Here is a 19919-nt window from a genome sequence, read left to right as displayed (position 1 = left end):
TCTCGGCGGCCCGGTTCGCCGGATTCGCGGGCTCGTGCGCTTCGGTTCGCGGAGACGGCGCAGCAACGAAGTTGCCGCGAGCCTTCGCTCACCGCGTTCGCGAAGACGCCGCCGCGACAACTCGATCGACCGTGTCGGCGAGTTCGGCCTCGGCTTCGTCGTCCAGTTCGACGAGCGGGGGCCGGACCGCCGCCGACGGGACGACGTCGCGGGCGACGAGCGCGGTCTTGGTCGCCGGGGCGAAGCCGTGCTCGACGCACGCCTCGAACAGCGGCCCGATGCACTCGGACTGGAGGTGGCGCGCGCGTTCGAGATCCCCATCGCGGGCGGCCTCGGCGGCCGCGGCGTACACCTCCGGAATCACGTTCGAGAGGGCGTTGATGCCGCCGCTCCCGCCGAGGAGCGTACCGGGGACGAGGTAGCTGTCGAACCCCTGGAGCAGCCGAAACTCGTCCGGGGTTCGTCGGAGGAGCGACGCGAAGTAGTCGAAATCGCCGCCCGAGTCCTTCAGCCCGAGGACGGCGTCGTGGCCGGCGACCTCGGCGACGACCGACGGCTGAATCTCCTGCCCGGTACACGCGGGGATGTTGTAGAGGTACAGGGGAAGGGAGGAGTCGTCCGCCACGGCCTCGATGAACGCGACGTTGCCCGCGGGGTCGTTGGCGGTGTGGAAAAAGGGCAGCGTGACGAGCGCCGCGTCCGCGCCGATCTCCGCCGCGACCGCGATCCGGTCGAGCGTCGCCTCGACGCTCGTGTCGGCCGTCCCCGCGACGATGGGGGCGTCCCCGGCGCGGTCCACCGTCGTCTCCAGCACCGCGCGGTACTCATCGTCCGTCAGGCTCGCGAACTCGCCGGTCGTCCCGCACGGAACCAGCCCGTCGATTCCTCCCGCGAGGACGTAGTCTATCACCGCTTCGAGCCGCTCGTGGTCGACCGCCCCGTCGGCGAACGGCGTGACGAGGGGACACAGCGCGCCTTCGATTTCCGGTGTTTCGCTCTTTGGCATCGTTTGCCTCTCCACCCCCGGGAAGTTGACTCTAGCGAATACCCCGATTTTACTCGCCGCGCCGGTGCCCCGTCGACGGTTCGACGGCAGCGCCGCCGACGGGGCACCGTGCACCGCCGAGGTAGCGCCGTCGAACCCCTCACACAGCTTTTTGTTCTCGTGGCGAAAATCGGAGGGGCATGGTGATCTTAGCCGCGGTAGACGGTGACGAGAAGCCGGACCACGTGGTCGCAGTCGGTCAGGATCTCGCCGACGCGTACGGCGACGAGCTGGTCGTGCTGCACGTCCTCCCGCAGGACGAGTTCGAGCGGCGCGAGGACCGGCGGCGGACCGAACCGTACACGATCGAAGACGGGCAGAACGACGCCGAGTCGATCGCCCGCGCCGTCGTCGACGCGACGACCGATCGCCGGGGCGGCGTCGAGACCCGCGGTCGCGTCGGCGAGGTGGTGACGGAGCTGCTCGACGAGGCCGACCGGCTCGACGCCCGGTACGTCGTCATCGGCGGGCGAAAGCGCACGCCCGTCGGGAAGGCCATCTTCGGCAGCACCACCCAGTCGGTGCTCCTGAACGCCGACGTGCCGGTCGTCGCCGCGATGAGCGACGGGGATTGATCCGCTCGCACCTGCCGGTCGTCGCGCTCAATACCGCCGGTCGTAGGGATCCGCCCGCAGATCGCCGTCCGCCAGGTCGAGCGGGCGCTCCGCGACGACGGAGACGTCCTCGCGCTCTGCCAGCTCCGCCGCGACCGGCTCGGAGACGAGGAAGCGGCCGAGTTCGAGCGTGTTGGGGATCCGCGCGATCCGCAGCTCGCCCGGGTCGCTCACGCCGACCGACGAGTACGCGAGGAGGAACGCGACCTCGTCGGTCGGGCAGACCACGGGAATACGCGCCCGGGCGGGCTCGCCGCCGGTGATGCCGTTGATGTACGTGTCGGTGAGGTCGAGCTGGCGGACGGCGTCGGCGTGGACGAAGTCCGCGAGCCCGATCCCGATGCCGTTGTGGTGCGACGCCTCGGTGATCGAACGGACGTGGATGCGTGCGTAGGAGAGGTCCTCGGGTTCGGGCTGTCCGTGGTACAGCATCCGCCCGACGACGTTCGTGTCCATCCCCGTCCCGGAGATGTTTTTCCCGATCTCGTCGATCACGAGGAGGTCGAGTTCGTCGACGGGGAGCGTCGGCAGGAGTCGCTTCGAGCGGGCGAGGAGCGCGGGCTCCTCGTCGAGGATGTCCTCGACCGGGAGCCCCTCGACGGCGGCCGCGCGGTCGTCCGCGTTCTCAATCACGGCGACGCCGCCGACGACGGGGACGTGCTCGAACAGCGCGGCCGCCCGCTCGGGGATGGCCTCGTCCAGACCCTTCGCCAGCCCGGCGCTGTGCGTCACCTCGGCCCCGCGCTGCTTGCCGATGCCGATGACGGTCATCTTCGCGAGGCCGCTTTCGACCTCGCCCGTGAAGTCCGTGTGCGCTTTCACCCGGTTCGCGACGACGACGGCGTCGGCTTCGAGCGCGTCCTTCGCCGCGAAGATGGGCCGCCCCTCGGCGTCGGTCGCCACCTCCTCGACCGCGAGCGAGGAGCGGATCTCACACCCCATCGTCTCCTCCGTGATCCCGAGCGAGGCGAGCATCTCGCGCTGCCCCTCGGCGGTCGCGCCTCCGTGGCTCCCCATCGCCGGGAAGATGAACGGGTCGAGGCCGCGGTCGGAAAGCGACTTCACGATCGCCTGAAGCACCATAGGCATGTCGTGGATCCCCCGGCTTCCGGCCGTGACGCCGACCTCGGCCCCGGGGGCCAATTCGTCGAGGTGGTGGATCCGGTCCACCGCCTCGACCGTTGCGGCGGCGACGTTTTCCACCTCCGGGTGGTTCCGCTCCTGTTCAAGCAGGACGAAGTCCGGAAACTCGTCGATCGATGCGTCGTTGATGGCCGCGAGCCGCTGGCTGTCCGGTAATTCGAGCATGGTTGTGTCCGTCTTACGTACGCCCTCCGCGTTCGACCGTTATGATTCTGCGGGATCCTATCAGACCGAGAGAGTAATCCGCCGAGGTCCTGTCGCTACGATCCCTCGATGAAGCGTTCGAACGTCCGGGCGACCCGCAGGAGGTGCGCATCGTCGGAGCGCTCGCCGACGAACTGGACACCGATCGGAAGGCCGTCGACCTCCCCCGCAGGGACGGAGATCGCCGGCACTCCCGCGAGGTTCGCCGGCCGAGTGTTGTACGCCAGCGGCACGTCGATTCCGTCGTCGGAGGCGCCGTAGCTGTGCGCCTGCCACGCGCCGAGTTCCGGCGCGACGACCGGCATCGTCGGCGACACGAGCGCGTCGCGCCCGTCGAGGGCGGCGGCGAACTCCTCGCGCAGCCGCGCACACGCGTTGCGCGCGCGGACGTAGTGCCGCCCGCCGTATCGATCGAGGAGGTGCGAGCCGAGGATCGTCTTCTCGCGAACCACGTCGCCGAAGCCGACGCCGGAACCCCGGATCGCCGCCGCCATTCCGTCGGTGCGCACCGAATCGAACGGCCCCGGCCGCTCGATCGGGATCCCGTACCGCCTGAACGCGGCCGCGAGTTCCGTGTTCGTGATCGCGTTCCAGACGTACACCGACTCGGGAACCGTCGGCAGCGACACCCGTTCGATCTCCGCGCCCGCCGCCGCCAGCGACTTGACGACTCCCTCGACGCGCTCGCGGACGGGCGCCGAGACGTGGTCGGCGAACAGCTCCTCGGGGACGCCGAGCGAGAGGTCCCCGACCTCGGGCGCATCGGACAGCGACGCCGCGCACTCGCCGACGGGGATCTCGCGCGCGAGCGCCGAGGAGGGGTCCCGCGGATCGTAGCCGGCGACGGCATCGAAGACGAGCGCCGCGGTTTCGACGTCCCGCGCCAGCGGTCCAATGTGGTCGAGCGTGTACGCGAGGTCGACGAAGCCGTCGCGGGGCACCGCGCCCCAGGTCGGCTTGAACCCGACGACCCCGCAGAACGAGGCGGGGATCCGAACCGAGCCGCCAGTGTCGCTGCCGAGCGCCGCGTCGACCGCGGCGCTCCCCGAGTACGACCCGCTGCCCCCGCCGGCCGCGACGGCCGCCGCACTCCCCGAGGAGGACCCGCCGGCCACGCGCGCCTCGTCAGCCGGGTTGCGGACGGGGCCGAACTGGCTCGTCTCGCTCGTCGGCCCGTATGCCAGTTCGTCCATGTTGGTCTTGCCGACGATGCGAGCGCCGGCGTCGAGGAGGCGGTCCGCGACGCTCGCGTTGCTGCCGGGAACGACCCCCTCGAACACGCGCGACCCGCAGGTGAGCGGAACGCCCGCGAGCGCGACGTTGTCCTTCACGGCCACGTCGAGGCCCGAAAGCGGTCCGTCGTCCGCCCCCTCGACCGTGCAGCGCGTGATGAAGGCGTTCAGCGGGTCGTCGTCGGGACCGGGATCGTACCGCACGTCCCGGAGAGCGACGTCTCGATCCGCTTCGTCGCCGGCGAACCCGTCGAGCGCCGCGTACCCCGGGAGCTCCTCGTTGACGCGCTCCGCGAATCGCTCGGCCTCCGCGTCGGAGAGGTCCATCCCCAGCGACGCGGCGGTGGCCGCGACCCGGTCGGCCGAGAGCGGCGAGGTCGGCATCGGCATCTCAGTCTCCCCCCGCGGGAGACGCCTCTGCGCTGCGGATCGAACGTGGGTGCGGTGCGTTCACACGACACGGTGTTCCCCGCCGGAGTTAAGCATTCGGTCCCGCCGCCGCTTCCGGCGCGTCGACGGCTCCGGCGAGCGGACCGGCGCGTCTCGCGCGGGGACGACGCCTATCGATTCGACCGACGTTGTCCCGACCGGAGAGACGGAAACGAGCCGACGCGGAGGGCGTACTCGCCGTGAGCGCCGCCGTCGTGGTACGCGATCGGTTCTTCGACGACGGCGATCGTGTCGCCGTCGACGGCCGCGGCCGTCGCGATGCCGTCGACGCGCTCGCCGCCGCTCTCGCCGGTCGCGAGGTCGAACCGGCGGACCGCGTGGGTCTCCGGATCGCGGACGCGGAAGTTCTGGGCGCACGGCGCGACGATCGCGCCGCCGTCGGCCGCGAGTCCGTGGACGAAGCCGCGAACGGACGCGTCCCACGCCGGCTCGCCGTCGGCGTCGAAGGCGGCGATCCGGTGTTCGTTCGGGTGGCGGTTATCGGTCTCGCGGCTCTCCTTCGCGTAGGTGTTCCCGGTCACGAACGCGACGCGGTCGTTCCCGGCATGGACGTGGTTCGGGTACGCGTACAGCGTCTCGTCGCCGATCTCGGCTTCGACCGCGAGCTCGACCCGCCACCGCTCCTCGCCGCCGGGGCCGAGCAGGTAGCCGCGCTTGTCGCCGTGGCTCGCGACGGCGACGCGATCCCCGTCGAAGGACACGTCGCCGACCCGGCGGTCCCCGGCGGTTCCGGGGTCCCAGCGCCAGACCGGCTCGCCCGACTCGGCGTCGAGTACGACGAGGCCGTCGTCGTGCTCGCCCCCGCACCGGTTGTACCCGACGGCGAGTCGGTCGCCCCCGCCGTCGAGCGCGAGCGCGATCGGCGAGGCGTCGGTCTCGTACCGCCAGCGGACGCCGCCGTCGGCGTCGAACGCGAGAACCGCGCTGCGCCAGCGCCGCGCTCCGCCCTCCCGTTCGTACCGGCGGGCCGTCGCGTAGAGGGTGTCGTCCCCGCCTCCCCTCGTTTCGGTTCGGCTGGCCGCTTCGAGCGCGACGACGTACGGGAGGGAGAAGACGCTGTCCTTCGTCGGTTCGCCGATGTCCTCGCTCGTCTCGTACGACCACCGACGTTCGCCGGTCTCCCGATCGTAAGCCGCGATCGTCCCCGCGGTTCCGCGTCCGGCGACGACCACCGTCTCGCCGAACGCGTCCAGACCGACCGCGTGATCTGGGTGTTCGGCCCGCCAGCGCGGTTCGAGCGTGTCCCGGTCGAACGCCGCGACCGTTCCGTCCCACTCGCCCGCGGCGACGAGATCGTCCGCGACGTGGACGCTCGAACGCGTCCACATGTGTCTGCTCCGGGCGCTGTCGATCTCGCCGAGCGGAATTCGGCGGAAGTTCGGTGCGCTGTCGGACACGGTCACTCCTCGGGAAACGTCTCGTGGAGCAGGTCGTGGGCGTCTCCGAGGCCGTCGACGACGCTCTCCCCCTGTGCGGTCAGACGACGCACGGCCCGTTCGGCGTCGCGGACGGCCAGCAGTCGCCCCCGCGCGTAGTCGTACTCGGGATTCTCCGAGTCCATTGCCGCGACCTCCTCCTCGAGGTCGACCAGCGCCGCGTCGAGGTGCCGCTCGATTTCTGCGAGACTTTCGGCCGCCGCGAGCGCGCCGACGGGCCCGTCGAGGTGGCCTTCGAGTTCCTTCTCCGCGTGTTCGCGGGCGTGTCTGTCCCCCGTTCCGAGGACGTTCATCAGTCCGAGTCTGAGTGCTTCGATTTCGTGACAGCTCATGGTGTGATCACAGCGTCCGGTCCACGATGTCGCTCACAATTCGGTCCCCGTCGAGGTGGGACGAGACGATTCGCTCGGCGTCCGCCGCGTCGACGCCGCCGTACCAGACGCCGTCGGGGTAGACGGCGACCATCGGGCCGTCGCCGCAGCGGCCGAGGCAGGACGACCGCGTGATGCGGGCGTCGCAGCGCTCGGAGTCGCGGGCCGCCTGCCGCAACCGTTCGAGAACGGCGGGCGAGCCCATGTCCGCGCAGGTCCGGTTCGTGCAGACGACGACGTGCCTCTCGGGCGCGTCGTGGGCGTGCGGCTCCTCGTCGACGTCGCCGCGATCCGCGTGCGCTTCCCGGTGGGTCAGCGCCCGCAGCATCGCGCGGGCGCCGCCGACGTCCTCCTCGTACCCCTCGAGGTCGACTTTGTACTTGCACGTGTCGCAGGACATCTCGACGCCCCCCGATCGGGCCTCCTGCCAGCGGTCGGCGAAGACGTCGAGCAGTCGGGAGTCGGTGCCGAGCGGATCGCCCGCCGCCGCGTCGACGTAGGGGTACGTGGCCTCGAACTCGTCCGTCCAGTCGCGCACCCGCCGGGTGAGGACGCCGTCGCCGAGCATGTACGGCAGGACGACGACGGCGTCCGGGCGGTGTTTCGACAGCCCGTGCAGGGTTTCCTCCAGCCGCGGTTCGGTGACGCCGACGAACGAGGCCTCGACGCGCGAGAACGACCGCCCCTCGTAGAGCAGGCGGGCGAGCTTGTGAACGTCGCCGTTGGCGTCCGGATCGCTCGACCCCCGCGCGCAGAGGACGACGGCGACGTCGTCCGTCTCGCGGTCCGCGTCCAGGCGGCGTTCGACCTCGGCAGCCCGATCGTCGAGCAGATCCAGGATCGCGGGATGGATCCCGAGGTGGGCGCCGTTGCGTATCTCGACGTCGTGCGCCGCTCGCGCCCGTTCGATCGCGAGCGGGACGTCGTTTTTGACGTGGCTCGCGGCGAACAGCGAGCAGTGGACGACCGTCACGCCGCTCGCGACCGTCGACAGCGCTGCGAACGCCTCGTCGATCGCCGGCTCGGCCAGCTCGAGAAACGCCGCGTCGACCGGAATCCCGAGCCGCGACTCGAGGCCGGCGGCCAGTTCTCTGACCTGCTCGTTCGACCGCTCGCGGCGGGAGCCGTGGCCGATCAGCAGGACGGCCTCGTCGTCGAACGCGGCTGCGATGGCGTCTGTGTCGTGCATCGGTGGTCTCATGGTATCGACGGTTCGGCGCGATCGGGCCGATCGGTGCGGTTCCGGCTCAGGCGTCGAACGCCTCCGCCCGTTCGAGACTCCTGACGAGCTTTCGCCGCCGGCTCGGGGCGTACAGCCCCGTTTCCTCGGCGCCCTCGTAGAGCCAGGTTCCGAAGTCGGCCGCGTCGGCGTCGTCGACGCTGAACCAGCGGCCGCCCGAGGACGTTTTCGAGAGGTCGCCCGTCATCGCCTCGACCGGGCAGTCGGCGATCAGTTCCCGGACGAGCGCGAGCAGATTCCCGTCGTCGTGGACGAACGAGACGCCGACCGTGCCGGTAGACGACTTGAAACAGATCGTCCCGCAGCCCTCGAACAGCCCGCGCAGGAGTTCCCGGTCGTGTCCCGCGAACGCGGCGAACCGGTAGTTTCCCCGCCCGTCGACCGGCAGTCCGAGCGAGCCGCTCCGCCCGAACAGGTCCTCGCGCTCGACAGTCAGCGCGTACTCCTCCTCGGTCCGCGTGATCGACGCGTCGTGGGCGTACTCGCGCACGTTCGTTCCGCGATCGAGGTCGCCGCCCGCGATGGCTGCGAGCGTCTCGGCTGACTCCTCGTCGCCGGTGACGACTTCGAGACCGTCGTCGGCGACGTCTCCGCTGCCGGCGACGTGGCCCCAGAAGTACGCCGTCGTCGGACGGCCGGCGAGCAGATCCGCGGGCGGCTCGACCGCCGCCGTCTCCGTCGGTCGCTCGCTCACTCGTCCACCTCCCGGACGGCGATCGCGTCGGTCGGACAGGCCGCGGCGGCCCGCTTCGCCTCGTCGATCCGGTCGTCGTCGAAGGCGGCGACGACGCGGGTTCGTGTGTCCGCGACCTCGCCTTCGCAGTCGTAGACGGGGTCCGCGTCGGGGTCGATCGTGGCCAGTCCGTCCCCGCCCTCGACGAATCGGGGGTCGCGGGTGAGACAGGCGAAGACGCCGTCGCAGGCCGCCTTTTCGACCGTCACTTCGTACCGTGGCATCGTCGTAGTGGTGTCGTCATCGTTCGGTAGTCGTGGTTCGTCCCTTCAGTAGCCGTACTTCGTTTCCTCAGTCGTCTCAGTAGTCGTACTTCGTCTCGTACCCTCGGGGCGTGACCATCCGGTCGTCCCAGACGTACGTCTCCTCGTTGCCGACGACGATGGTCGTCGTCATGTCGACGAGCTCTGTCTCGCCCAGCTCCTCGAGCTCCCGGAGTTCGACGATCCTCGCCCGTTCGTCATCCCGACCGGCGCCGTGGACGATGCCGACCGGCGTGGCTGGATCGCGGTGGGCGAGGAGGATCTCGCAGCACTTCTCGAAGTTCGCCCGGCGCTTGCGGCTCCAGGGGTTGTAGATCACGATCGTAAAGCTCTCCTTGGCCGCCGCGTGCAGCCGAGATTCGATCTCCGGCATCGGAACCAGGTGGTCGGACAGCGAGACGGAGACGGTGTCGTTGACCAGGGGCGCGCCGAGACGCGCCGCGCAGGACTGGGCCGCCGGCACGCCCGGCACGACCTCGAAGTCGACCATCGTCGCGGTCGCCCCCTTGGATTCGAGAATCTCGAGCGCGAGCCCGGCGAGCGCGTAGACGTTCGGATCGCCGCTGCCGACGATCGCCACGTCGTTGCCGGCGAGCGCGCGGTCGATCGCCTCCTCGGTGCGCGAGACCTCGCCGCACATCGGCGTGTCGTACAGCTCGTCCGCCCGCTCCGTGATCTCGTCCGGCAGCAGCTCGATGTACGTCGTGTAGCCGACGATGTGCTCGGCCGCGAGCAGTGCCGCTCGCGCGCGCTCCGTCATCCCCGACGGGTGGCCTGGACCGAGACCGACCGCCACGAGTCGCCCCGGCTCGGCGTCGAAGTCGTCCACCGTCGAGCCGACCTTCTCCTTCGTCTTCTCCCGCTTTTTCGAACTCGAAGCGCCGCACTTCGAGCCGGCCGTCGAGGAGTTCGCCTTCGACGCGGGGGATCGTGACGCCGAGGACCCCGACGTACCCGCGCCGCACTTCGATCCGCTCGGGGAGTCCGAACCGGCCGTTTCGGCGCTCGATGCGGCCGCGGAGTCCGCTTCCGCGATCGAGGCCCCGCACTTCGAACCCGAGGCCGACGGTGACGACCCCGAGGGCTCCGATTCGGCCTCGCCGGTCGTCGCGCCGCAGTTCGATGTCGATTCCGCGTCGTCCGCGTCGGTGTCCGTGTTCATCGTCAGAAGTCGTCGACGTCACGCCCGCCTCGCGGGGTGACGAGGTACGTTCGATCGTCGTTGCGCCAGGTTTTCGTCTCGTGGTTGCCGATGATCAGCGAGGTGCCCATCCCCGAGACCTCGCCGTCGTGGTCCGCGGCCTCGCCGAGCGTCGTGACGACGTGGCCCTCCCCGTTGCGCCCGGCGTCTCCCCTGCCGGCGTCGTTCACGATCGCCACGTAGGCGTCGTCGGTCCGCTCCTCGCGGACGATGTCGACGGCCCGCTCGTAGTTGCGCCAGCAGTTGTAAAGGACGATCACGAAGCCGCTCACCGCCGCCGCGCGCAGCTTCTCCTCGATCTCGTCCCAGCCGCGCCACTTGTCCGACAGCGAGACGGTGCAGAAGTCGTTGCAGAGCGGCGCGCCGACGTTCGCCGCCGCGCCCAGCGCCGCCGTGAGGCCGGGGACGATCTCGATCGGGACGTCGGTTGCGCCCTCCTCCTCGGCCACCGCGAAGACGAGGTCGGACTTGCCGTAGACGGACGGATCGCCGCCGGAGACGTGGGCGACGGTCTCGCCCTCGCGGACGCGATCGAACGCCTCCCGGGCGAGTTCGATCTGCCGGCCCATCGTCGAGCGAACGATCTCCTGCTCGGAGCCGTCCTCGCGGGTCGCGATGCCTTCCTCGTCCGTCCGGTCCTCCGGCGGCAGGGTGCCGTCGTCGCGCAGGAACGCCTGGTAGAGGCTCGAAGCGATCACGCAGTCGGCGGACTCGATGACCGCCCTGGCCCGCTTCGTCGCGTGGTCCGGGAGGCCGGGGCCGATGCCGACGACGTAGAGCGTGCCGTACGCGTCTGGCGTCCCCTCGCCGGCGGCCGGCGACTCCTCGCGGCTCATCGTCCGATCGCCACCGTGACCTCCGTTTCGTACCCGATCTTCTCGAGGACGAGTTCGTGCTCGCGCCCGCCGGCGATCGCCGACGCCTCGGAGACGCCGGGCCACCCGATCAGCTCCTTCGACTTTGAGGGCGTCGGCCCCTCGTACCGCAGGAGCGTCTCCTTCTCGAAGGTGACGACGCCGAGTCCGCGTTCGTCGGCGGCCGCGAGCAGCCCCTCCTCGTCGCCCTTCCGGGTCCCGGTCGCGACGAACTCGACGTCCTCGAAGCCGTAATCCGTCCGTCCGAGGGCCTCCTCCCACGCGGCGAGGAACGACCGCTCGCTCGCGCCGGAGACGCTGCCGGTGCCGATCACGACGCCGCGGTCCTTGTTTCGCCTGAGGACGGTAACGTCGTCGCCCACCAGGACGGCACGGGGGCCGTCCAGGCGAGCGACCGGACCGAGGTCGTCGTCGAGCACGGCGAGGTTCGTCTTCACGGTGGAGTCGCCGTTGACGACGTGGGCGTCCATCGCCTTCGCGCGCGCTTCGACCCCCTGCTTGCCGGCGGCCTCGGAGGCGGTCGTCATCGCCGGAACGGCCCCCATCGACGCCAGGTCCCTCGCAACCTGGTTAGCGCCGTGGTGGCCGCCCGTGATCGGAATCGCCCAGGTCAGCTCCTCGTCGACGACGCAGATCGCCGGGTCCTCCCACTTGTCGTCGAGCAGGTGGGCCGTCTTCCGCATCGCGATGCCGCTCGCCATCAGGCCGACGAAGCAGTCGTACTCGCCCCAGTGCTCCTCGAAGACGTCGCCGTGGTATTCGAGGACATCGACGCGCTCGTAGCGGTCGCCGATTCCCTCGGCGATCTCCTCGGCCGTCTCCAGCTTCCGCTCGAAGGCGACGATCGCGATCTCCGTTGCGACCTCGCCGTCGCTGTCGGGGGTCGAACAGTGACCGCTGCCCGCGCTCGAACCTGCGTCCGCCGTCGAATCGTTTTCGTCAGTGCTCATTCTCAGTCGTCACCCGCTTCCGTCCGGTCTGCGTTTCGCGAACCGCGGTTCGCCCAGTCGCCGTAGAGGAATGACCGCTCGTACCCCGATCCTGTCACCGCGTCGCCGACGACGACGAGCGCGGAGGCGCGGTAACCGGCCTCCTCGACGCGGTCGGCGATCGTTCCGATCGTCCCGACGAGCACGTCCTCGTCCGGCCACGACGCGTGGTAGACCACGGCGACCGGAACGTCGGGGTCGTGGCCGTCGTCGAGCAGCCGCTCCATCGTGTCGCGGACGGCGTGGGTCCCGAGGTAGACGCACGTCGTCACGTCGCCCATGCCGACGAAGTCGCTGACGTGGTCTTCCTCCTCGGTCAGGGTCTTCCCCTGCGGGCGGGTGAACGCCACGTGGTTCGCGACCTCGTTTAGCGTCAGCTGCGTCCGCAGCGTCGCGCTCGCCGCGAACGCCGCCGTGACGCCGGGCACGAAGTACGTCGGGACGCCCTCGTGCTCCAGGGCGTCCATCTGTTCGAGCGCCGCGCCGTAGATCGACGGATCCCCGCTGTGGAGCCGAACGACGGCCTCGCCGTCCTCGTAGGCGTTCCGCATCAGCGGGATCAGCTCCTCGAGGTCCTTCCCGACGGAGTTCACGAGCTCCGCGCGGTCGCAGTAGGCGTCGAGCAGTTCGCTGTTGACCAGCGAGCCGGCGTGGACGACGAGGTCCGCCTCTTCGAGGAGCTCTCTCCCCGTCACGGTCAAAAGCCCCGGATCGCCGGGGCCCGCGCCGACGAAGGGGATCCCCTCCTGGCGGTCGCCCGCGGCGCGCTCAAAAATCCGTCCGTCGGGCTCCTCGCGTCGCCGCGCGCCCCGCGCGTCGATCGCCGCCTGCGGATCTCCCTCCGACGCCGCCGAACCGCCGACCGCCTCCCGCTCGCCGTCGGTCATCTGTGTCCCCCGCAGTCGCCGCTCTCGCACCCCTCGGCGCGTTCGAGTTCGATCGTCCGGTCCGCCCGCTCGGGGTCTCCCGTCCGGTTCGTTCTCCCGCGATCCGCCGCCTCGTCCGCTCGCTCGCGTCTTCCGGTCTCCTCGCCGCCGTCGGCGCGCGATTCGGCGCTCGGGGCTGCCTCGGTGTCCCCGATTTCCTCGGTCTCCTCGGCCTCCTCGGACGACTCCGTCGGTTCCGCGTCGAACGCCGCGGTCGCCGACTCGATTCGGAGATCCCGCCGCTCGGCGTAGGCGAGCGTGTAGTAGTCCCGGTCCGCGATGTCGTCGGGATCGTCGGTGACGACCGTCTCGCCCTGCTCCATGAACAGCCGGCGGCCGTAGCGTACGTCGTACCCCGCCTCGACCAGCCCCTCGTGGGTCGCCGGGGCGTCCGTGACCTTGAACAGGATCATCCTGTCGGGGCCGACTGGGCTCTCCCCGCCGGCCGCTTCGCGGAGGGAGAGCCCGGCGCCGGCCTCGATCTCGACGCCCAGCGCCGTCGCGAAGGCCGTCATCGCGGAGACGCCCGGGACGACTTCGACGTCCACGTCGGGGTGGAACGCCGAGAGCGTCCGCCGGAGGTGGCCGAACGTCGAGTAGACGTTGGGATCGCCGAGCGTGACGAACGCGGCGTCCCCCTCGCGGGCCGCGGGGGCGACCACTTCGGCGGCCTCCTTCCAGGCCCGCCGGAGCTCCTCCTCGTCTCTGGTCATCGGGAAGTCGAGGTCGCCGATCCTCTCCTCGGGGACGTGTTCGAGCGCCACCGACCGGGAGAGCCGGCCGGGCGAGTAGACCACGTCCGCGTTCCGGAGGGCGCGCTCGCCGCGAACGGTCACGAGGTCGGGGTCGCCGGGGCCGAGTCCCACGCCGTAGAGGGTCACCGCGTGACCACCTCTCCGCTCGCGTCCTCGCCGTCGGCGTCCGCCGAGCCGTCTCCATCTTCGACCGCCGAACCGACCAGCACGTACACCGGGTTTTCCGACCGAAAACTGGTCGCCCCGGCGAGTTCGTAGCCGCGGCTCACCTGGAACTGCACGACCTCGTCGAGGAGTTCCCGCTCGCGGAAGGCCTCGACCGCCCGACCCGCGACTTCGAGCCGCGACACGTTCATCACGACGCGTCCGACGCCCGATTCGACCGCCCGATCGAGGACGGCCTCGAAGTTTCGGCTGCCGCCGAGAAAGAGCGCGGTGGCGTCGTCGGGAATCCCCGCGGGGGCTTCGTCGTTCACGAGGTCGACCTCGGCGTCGACGTCGTTGGCCGCGAGGTTCCTTTCTGTGACCCCGAGCCGGTCGGCTTTCCGCTCGATGGCGGTAACCCGTCCGGCCCGGCGCGCCGCTTCGATCGTCACGGCACCCGTACAGGAACCGACGTCGACGAAGTGGTCGGCGGGCCCGAGATCGAATTTGCCGAGCACCACCGACCGCACTTCGGGCTTCGTCGGCCCCGCTTTGGCGTCGTGTGGAAGCGCGATAGCGGACATCGTCCGTGCATCTCCCCCCGCCGGTAAAACAATTTTGTTTGCTGTATAGCAAGTAAGGTTGCTGAAGTGAGGTTGCAGTATTACAAGAACACTTGTTGGCGACCGCCGACAGGTCCGGTTCGTGCTCCGAGGTGCCGGGCCCTGTCCGCGCGCGAGGACCCGAGACGGCTAGTCTACCGTTCTTCGCACCGCCAGCACCGACAGGTCGGAAAAGGGCGTGCCCTCCCTCCCGTCACCGCCGCCGTGCTCCGACAGCTCCGCGAGCGTGAATCGGTGGATCGACTCGTCCTCGTGAGTCAGCTTTTCGAGCACCAGCGCCTCTAGGTCCGGATCGGCTCCCTCCTCCAGCAGGAACCTGGCGACGTCGCCCGGCATCCAGTCGAACGGTCGGGGGAGGACGAGCAGGTGTCGCTCCCCGGCGTCGTCTGCGAGCCGGGCGAAGTCGGCCGCGAGGTCGCCGCTCTTGTGGAGCGTGACGAACGACGCCTCCTCCATGGGCGTCCGGGCGCGGCTCGCCGCGACCTGCAGCGACGAGATCCCGGGGACGATGCGCACCGGCCTCCCGTCGGTCGCTCCCTCGACGGCCCGCTGGACCTTCCCCACGAACTGGTACCCCGAGTGGTTGGGATCCCCCATCGCGACCGCCGCGGCGGTCGCGCCCGCCGCGACGCGCTCTGCGAACGTCTCCAGCACCTCGGCCTCGTCCGCGTAGCCGCACGCGAGTAACTCTGCGTCGGTAAGCTCCTCGACGAAGCCGACGACGGTCGAAAAGCCGACGACAACGTCTGCCTCGCGGATCGCGCGCCGGCCGCGGAGCGTGAGATACTCGAGGTTCCCCGGGCCGATCCCGACGACGTAGACGGGGTATTCCGACGCCTCGACGGCGCTCCCGTTCCCTCGGCCGGTCTCGCCTCCCCGCGGGGCTCGCCGCCCCTCGGCTCCGGCGCCCGCGCCGCCTCTCGGTGGTTCGGGCCGGGCGGCCGCGAACGTCGCCGGATCCGGGCCGGCGTCGAGGTCACAGTCGTCGCTCACGTCGCCTCCGACTCGCCGCCGCCGAGGGCGACGGCGTCGAGGTCCAGTTCGCCCGTTCTGACGTCCTTCGCGACGTGGATCAGTTCGTTCGTGAGCGCGGCCGCGAGGCCGCTCCCGCCGCGGCGGCCCACGTGCGTGATCGCCGGCACGCCGTACTCCTCGCTGACCTCGCGGATCCGCTCGCGGCTCTCCTCGGCCTTGACGAACCCGACGGGGGTCGCGACGACGACGGCCGGGCGGGTGCCCTGCTCGATGCAGTCGGCCAGCGCGAGCGCGGCCGTGGGCGCGTTGCCGATCGTCACGATCGACCCCTCGAACGCGCCGTCCCCGTCGAGTTCGAGCATCGCCGCCGCGGTCCGCGTCATCCCCGTCCTCTCTGCGAGCTCCGTTCCGCACCCGATCGCCTTCGAGACCTCGCAGCCGTGGCCGCGGCCGGTGACCCCCGCTTTCACCATCGTGATGTCGGTGACGACGTCCGCCTCACCGAGCACGGCTCGCGCGCCGGCGCGGACCGGCGCGTCGTCGTCGTTCCCGCTCTGATCCGCTCCGGTGAACCGGAGCAGGTGGTGAAACTCGATGTCGCCCATCGAGTGGACCGACTTCTGGCGGATCCGATCCGCCAGCGTCTCGTCGGGGACGAACCGCCGAACGACGTCCATGCTCGTCTCGGCGATCTCCATCGCGTTCCGGGTCGTCGCTCCCAGATCCGCGTACTCCTCCTCGAACGCTCCGTTCTCAGTCATCGTTCGTCACCCCGATCGCCTCGTTGCTCGTTCGGGCTTCGAGGTCGCCCTCGGCGGAGAGGTTGACGTCGCGCAGCCGCTCGACCGTCGCCTCGTCGGCGTTCCAGAGCCCCCGTTCGACGGCTTCGAGCAGCGTGTCGGTGATCGATTCGAGCGCCCACGGGTTCACCCTGCGCATCCACTCCCGTCGGTCCTCGTCGAGGGCGTACTTCTCGGCGACGTCCTCCCAGAGCCGATCCGAGACGACGCCGGTGGTGGCGTCCCACCCGAGCGTCACGTCGACGGTGGTCGAGAGGTCGCCCGCGCCCTTGTAGCCGTGCGCCTCCATCGATTCGAGCCAGTCGGGGTTCAGCACGCGGGCCCGCATCGCCTTGCGGACCTTCTCCTCGTTGGTGTAGACCCGGACGTCGTCCGGGTTCGAGGAGTCGCCGACGTACGACGCCGGTTCGCTCCCCGAGACCTCGGCCACCGCGGAGACGAAGCCGCCGTGGAACGCGTACCAGTCCGAGGAGTCGAACTCGTCCTGCTCCATCGTGTCCTCCAGCTTGACCGTCGCGTCCACGCTCGACAGCCGCCGTTCGAACGCGTCGTGGGCGTCGCGCACTTTCCCCCGTGACCCCATCGCGTAGCCGCCCCACTGGACGTACACGGAGGCGAGGTCGCCGCGATCCTCCCAGTTCCCCTCGTCGACGGCCTTGTTCGTTCCGGCGCCGTAGCCGCCGGGCTTCGTCGTGAAGACGCGGTGCGTGGCCGCCGCTCGGGCCTCCTGCGCGTCGAGGCCCTCGGCTTCGAGTTCGGCCCTGTCTCGCTCGACGTGTTTCTTGACGTAGTTCATCTCGCGGGGCTCGTCGAGGTCGACGACGGCCTCGACGGCGTCGTGGACGACGCCCGCCGCGGCGGGGAAGGCGTCCCTGAACAGCCCGGAGACGCGCGTCGTCACGTCGATCCGCGGGCGTCCGAGCTCCTCGAGCGGGATCGGCTCCACGCCGTCGATCCGTCCGGCGTCGGTCCACCGGGGCTCGACGCCCATCGCGGCCAGCACCTGGGCGATGGTCTCGCCGCGGGTGCGGACGGTGGGGGTCCCCCAGGCGACGACCCCGATCTCCTCGGGGTACTCGCCGCGCTCGTCGAGATGACGTTCGAGGACGCCCTCGGCGACGTCCCTGCCGACCTTCCAGGCGTGTTTCGCCGGGACTTTGCGCGGGTCGAGCGTGTAGAAGTTGCGCGCCGTCGGCAGCAGGTCGACGCCGCCGCGGGTCGGCGCGCCGGAGCCGCCCGGCGGCACGTACGCTCCCTCCATCGCGTCCGCGGTGCGCGGGATCTCGTCTTCGGCCCCCCGGACGCGCGGTTCGACCTCCTCGCAGACGAACGCCAGCACCTCCCGGAGGTCGTCGTGCGCGCCCGGCTTCGCCCGCGCGTCGCCGATCGTCTCGACGCCGACCACGAGGAGGTTCACGTTCACCTCGTCGTCCGGCCCGGCGTCCCGCTCCGACTCCGGCAGGTCGAAGTCGTGCTCTGCCAGCGTCCGGAGCAGGTCGACGCTCGTCTCGTAGACCTCGTCGGCGGCCTCCGCGTAGGTCATCCCGAGGTCCTCGTCGTACGTGCCGGGCGAATCGAGCATCGCCCGGTAGTCGACCCCGAGAACGCCGGCCACGCTCTCGCGCAGGCTGGGTGCGCCGGGATTTTCGAGGCGCGTGAGCGCCGCGAGGTACTCGACCAGGCGCTCCCCCGCCGGCGGCTCGGACATGGTGTGCAGCCCCAGGCGGATCTGGGTCGTCTTCACGTCCGTGAGGTACTCGTGGACGCGCTCGACGAGTTCGTCGATGGCCACTACGTCGCCGTCGGCCTCGTTCTCGGTCACCCCGTCGCCGTCGGTCTCGTCCTCGCCTCCGTCACTGCCGTCGCTCTCGCCCGCGTCGCGCGCCGTCCCCGCCTCGCTCCCTTCGACGGCCCCCGAGATCCCGAGTTCGACGGCGAGGTCTAGCTCGTCGACGGTTTCCCGGACGAGCGCCTCCAGGTGGTCGCCGTCGTCGGCGCGGGCGTCCTCCATTCCGGCCTCGCGGTACCGGTTCGCCAGCTCTTCGAGTTCGGCGAGCTCGTCGTACGCGCCGGCGTTTCGCATGACTGGCGTGAGGTAGTCGACGACGGCGGCGTACGACCGCCGCTTGGCCTGGGTCCCCTCGCCGGGGTTGTTCACGATGTACGGGTAGACGTTCGGCAGATCGCCCACCAGCGCGTCGGGTGCGCTCCCGCCGTCGAGCCCGACGGTCTTCCCGGGGAGCCACTCGAGGCTGCCGTGGGTCCCGAGGTGGACGACGACGTCGGCCTCGAACTCGTTTCGCAGCCACGCGTAGAACGCGTAGTAGTCGTGGGGCGGCTGCAGATCCGAGTCGTGGTACACCTTCGACGGATCCATCCCGAATCCGCGCGGGGGCTGGACGGTCACGAGGACGTTTCCGAACCGCGTCCCCGGTATCGCGAACGGGCGGTCGGGGACGTCGCCCCACTCCTCGATCACGCGCTCGCGGAAGCGCTCGTCCGCCCCGTCGAACCACTCGCGGTACCGCTCGGTCGGGACGACGTCGACCGACAGGTCGCGGACGTCCTCGGGGGCGACCCACCGATCGTCGAGCGTGAGCTGGGCGGTGAGCGCCTCGACGAGCGTCCGGCCGTCCTCTGGCGGCTCCCGACCGAGTTCGTACCCCCGATCTCGGAGTTCTTCGAGCAGGTTCACGGCGCTCGCGGGCGAGTCGAGCCCGAACGCCGTCCCGATGCCGTCGTCGCTCGGCGGGTAGTTGTGCAGGACGACCGCGGCCCGCTTTTCGGCGTTCGGCGTGTGCCGCAGCCTCGCCCAGTTGACCGCGAGGCTCGTCGCGTGTTCGATCCGGTCCTCGATGGGGAAGTGGTGTTTCGGCGCGCTGCCGATACCCGCCGCGTCGTCGGTGCGCTCCTTACCCGAGATGGGGTGGGTGACGACGTTGCCGTCGAACTCCGGCAGCGCCACCGAGAGGGCGAGCTCGAAGCCCATCACGCCCGTGTCGCTGGCCTCGTACCGCGACCGCGAGCGCATCGTCGTGATCGTCTGGAGCACCGGCACGCCGAGCCGGTCGAGGAAGACGTCCTCCGCGCTCTCGCCCTCGTCGCTCGCGCTCCGGCCGCGCTCGTCCATCGAGAGCGAGAACATGAACGACGAGAGGACGGCGTCGACGACCGGTCGGCCGTCGTCGCCGAGCAGCCAGGTGTCCGTCACCCACTCGGCGTCCTCCTGCTCGTCGCTGTCCGTGGCCGGATTGCAGAAGATCGGCAGCGCGTTCGCGCCCCGCGCTTCGAGCGCACGGACCTGCGCGTCGACGTACCGGACGTTCTCGTGGGTCCAGTGCGACTCGTAGAACCAGATCGCGACCGTCGGCCTGTCGGGATCGAAGGTTCCGAGCAACTCCTCGTACTCGACGCCCGGATAGTCGGGGTGGTAGACGCCCTCCGTCGGCAGCGCGGTCGGGTCGGCGTACTCGAGGTCCGGGTCCCCGTACTCGGCGGCGAGAAACCGACAGAGGTTCTCGACGTTGATCGTTCCGCCCTTCTCCAGGTACTCGTAGGCGAGGTCGCGGTGGGACTCGGCAACCGTCGTGTCCTCGAAGGCGAAGGCGTCCCCCGTCGCCTTCACGACGAGCGGGACGCCCGCCTCGGCGAGCGCCCCCGTCGCGTACTCGTACCCCGGCATGCTGTCCTCGGCCCCGTGGAGCCAGAAGACCGCCGCCGTTGCCCCCGTCAGCTCCTCGACGAACTCGTCGATCGCCGCCTCGCCGTCGAGGTCCGATTCGGACCTGACCGCGAGTTCCACGTCGTCGAGCCGGTCGGCCGCCCGACCGATCGAGCCCAGTTCGTTCTCGGTCGCGGTGTAGATACCGATGCGTGCCATCGAATTTTTAAACCTCTGTT

18 protein-coding genes are annotated in these 19919 nt (G+C 70.5%); 1 reads left to right on the top strand and 17 read right to left on the bottom strand.

Annotated features, from left to right (window positions below):
* Positions 1-88: 88 nt before the first annotated feature.
* Positions 89-1006 (bottom strand): dihydrodipicolinate synthase family protein, encoded by a 918-nt coding sequence (locus tag CNO20_RS15200; protein ID WP_101296978.1) that lies wholly within the window; start codon positions 1004-1006, stop codon positions 89-91.
* A gap of 179 nt (positions 1007-1185) precedes the next feature.
* Between CNO20_RS15200 and CNO20_RS15195 the strand changes: the two genes are divergently transcribed.
* Entirely contained in the window at positions 1186-1620 is a 435-nt protein-coding gene (locus CNO20_RS15195; protein ID WP_101296977.1) for a universal stress protein, read from the top strand.
* 27 nt (positions 1621-1647) lie between these two features.
* On the opposite strand, the gene CNO20_RS15190 is transcribed toward CNO20_RS15195, so the two are convergent.
* The 16 genes from CNO20_RS15190 to CNO20_RS15115 all read right to left on the bottom strand — a co-directional run bounded on the left by CNO20_RS15190 (position 1648) and on the right by CNO20_RS15115 (position 19899).
* Complete coding sequence (locus tag CNO20_RS15190) at positions 1648-2967, bottom strand: nickel pincer cofactor-dependent isomerase, group 22 (protein WP_101296976.1); 1320 nt, start codon at positions 2965-2967, stop codon at positions 1648-1650.
* 95 nt (positions 2968-3062) lie between these two features.
* Positions 3063-4628: an amidase gene (locus tag CNO20_RS15185; protein ID WP_233204216.1), complete on the bottom strand. Its 1566-nt coding sequence runs from the start codon at positions 4626-4628 to the stop codon at positions 3063-3065.
* 170 nt (positions 4629-4798) lie between these two features.
* On the bottom strand, positions 4799-6091 hold the full coding sequence (locus tag CNO20_RS15180) for an outer membrane protein assembly factor BamB family protein (protein ID WP_394337267.1): 1293 nt from the start codon (positions 6089-6091) through the stop codon (positions 4799-4801).
* A complete protein-coding gene (locus tag CNO20_RS15175) occupies positions 6088-6456 on the bottom strand; it encodes a DUF3209 family protein (RefSeq protein WP_101296975.1) in 369 nt (122 codons plus the stop codon). The genes CNO20_RS15180 and CNO20_RS15175 overlap by 4 nt, the downstream gene beginning before the upstream one ends.
* A 7-nt stretch (positions 6457-6463) precedes the next feature.
* Positions 6464-7684, bottom strand: coding sequence for a CbiX/SirB N-terminal domain-containing protein (locus CNO20_RS15170; RefSeq protein ID WP_101296974.1), 1221 nt, complete (start codon positions 7682-7684; stop codon positions 6464-6466).
* Positions 7685-7742: 58 nt separating this feature from the next.
* Positions 7743-8429: a cobalamin biosynthesis protein gene (locus CNO20_RS15165; RefSeq protein ID WP_101296973.1), complete on the bottom strand. Its 687-nt coding sequence runs from the start codon at positions 8427-8429 to the stop codon at positions 7743-7745.
* Complete coding sequence (locus CNO20_RS15160; protein ID WP_101296972.1) at positions 8426-8692, bottom strand: ferredoxin; 267 nt, start codon at positions 8690-8692, stop codon at positions 8426-8428. Before CNO20_RS15160 ends, CNO20_RS15165 begins: the two co-directional genes overlap by 4 nt.
* 76 nt (positions 8693-8768) lie before the next feature.
* A complete protein-coding gene (gene cobJ, locus CNO20_RS15155; protein WP_101296971.1) occupies positions 8769-9893 on the bottom strand; it encodes a precorrin-3B C(17)-methyltransferase in 1125 nt (374 codons plus the stop codon).
* A 2-nt stretch (positions 9894-9895) separates the two neighbouring features.
* Entirely contained in the window at positions 9896-10768 is an 873-nt protein-coding gene (locus CNO20_RS15150) for a precorrin-3B C(17)-methyltransferase (RefSeq protein ID WP_101296970.1), read from the bottom strand.
* The gene (gene cbiG / locus CNO20_RS15145; protein WP_101296969.1) at positions 10765-11757 is read right to left on the bottom strand and encodes a cobalt-precorrin 5A hydrolase; all 993 of its coding nucleotides are present in this window, start codon (positions 11755-11757) and stop codon (positions 10765-10767) included. Before cbiG ends, CNO20_RS15150 begins: the two co-directional genes overlap by 4 nt.
* Before the next feature lie 2 nt (positions 11758-11759).
* Complete coding sequence (locus CNO20_RS15140) at positions 11760-12683, bottom strand: cobalt-precorrin-4/precorrin-4 C(11)-methyltransferase (RefSeq protein WP_101296968.1); 924 nt, start codon at positions 12681-12683, stop codon at positions 11760-11762.
* The gene (locus CNO20_RS15135; protein WP_101296967.1) at positions 12680-13603 is read right to left on the bottom strand and encodes a cobalt-factor II C(20)-methyltransferase; all 924 of its coding nucleotides are present in this window, start codon (positions 13601-13603) and stop codon (positions 12680-12682) included. Before CNO20_RS15135 ends, CNO20_RS15140 begins: the two co-directional genes overlap by 4 nt.
* Positions 13600-14205: a precorrin-6Y C5,15-methyltransferase (decarboxylating) subunit CbiT gene (gene cbiT, locus CNO20_RS15130; RefSeq protein ID WP_101296966.1), complete on the bottom strand. Its 606-nt coding sequence runs from the start codon at positions 14203-14205 to the stop codon at positions 13600-13602. The genes CNO20_RS15135 and cbiT overlap by 4 nt, the downstream gene beginning before the upstream one ends.
* Before the next feature lie 168 nt (positions 14206-14373).
* A complete protein-coding gene (locus tag CNO20_RS15125) occupies positions 14374-15237 on the bottom strand; it encodes a cobalt-precorrin-7 (C(5))-methyltransferase (protein ID WP_101296965.1) in 864 nt (287 codons plus the stop codon).
* A complete protein-coding gene (locus tag CNO20_RS15120) occupies positions 15234-15980 on the bottom strand; it encodes a precorrin-8X methylmutase (protein WP_101296964.1) in 747 nt (248 codons plus the stop codon). Before CNO20_RS15120 ends, CNO20_RS15125 begins: the two co-directional genes overlap by 4 nt.
* A complete protein-coding gene (locus tag CNO20_RS15115; RefSeq protein WP_101296963.1) occupies positions 15973-19899 on the bottom strand; it encodes a cobaltochelatase subunit CobN in 3927 nt (1308 codons plus the stop codon). Before CNO20_RS15115 ends, CNO20_RS15120 begins: the two co-directional genes overlap by 8 nt.
* Between the last annotated feature and the right edge of the window lie 20 nt (positions 19900-19919).

This window comes from Halegenticoccus soli (assembly GCF_002844195.1).
GTDB classification, from domain to species: domain Archaea; phylum Halobacteriota; class Halobacteria; order Halobacteriales; family Haloferacaceae; genus Halegenticoccus; species Halegenticoccus soli.
Note: the sequence above shows the minus strand (reverse complement) of the source record. Positions and strands in the feature narration are given on the sequence as shown.